Genomic DNA, 429 nt, shown 5'->3' on the forward strand with positions numbered 1-429 from the left:
AGTAATTACGTTTAAAGAAATCATAGATATTTGTGAAAAGGAAACTGGTAAAAAGGCTATTATTAACTCACATGGTGCAGTCGAAAATCAATCGCCATTTGATACATTTAGCGATCAATCACTGAGTAATGAGAAAGCTAAAAAAGAAGGGTTTCAATTTTTAGAAGTACATGATTGGATGAAAAAATTAATTCATCATTATTGTTCATTATAAAAAGTTCATAAAAAGTTCATAAAATGTTCAAAAAATAAAATTCCGAATTTCTGGAATTTCCAGGTTTTCGGAATTTTATTGAAGTGAAATTCCGAAATTTCGGAAAAATTTTGATAATAAATAATTGAAAATTATAAATTAACTTAATATTATTAGAATTATAAAATAAATATTCTGTGTAAACACACGGTCCTAAAAAAGTCAATTCAATCAGG

Annotated in this window: 1 protein-coding gene; it reads left to right on the top strand. The window is 25.4% G+C overall.

Going from position 1 to position 429, the window contains the following annotated elements; genetic code table 11:
- A partial coding sequence (locus AP75_RS14460) for a hypothetical protein (protein ID WP_221404553.1) occupies positions 1-214 on the top strand: 214 nt, incomplete at its 5' end.
- Positions 215-429 lie beyond the last annotated feature (215 nt).

Origin of the sequence: Kaistella haifensis DSM 19056 (assembly GCF_000735695.2) — a bacterium.
Lineage (GTDB): Bacteria > Bacteroidota > Bacteroidia > Flavobacteriales > Weeksellaceae > Kaistella > Kaistella haifensis.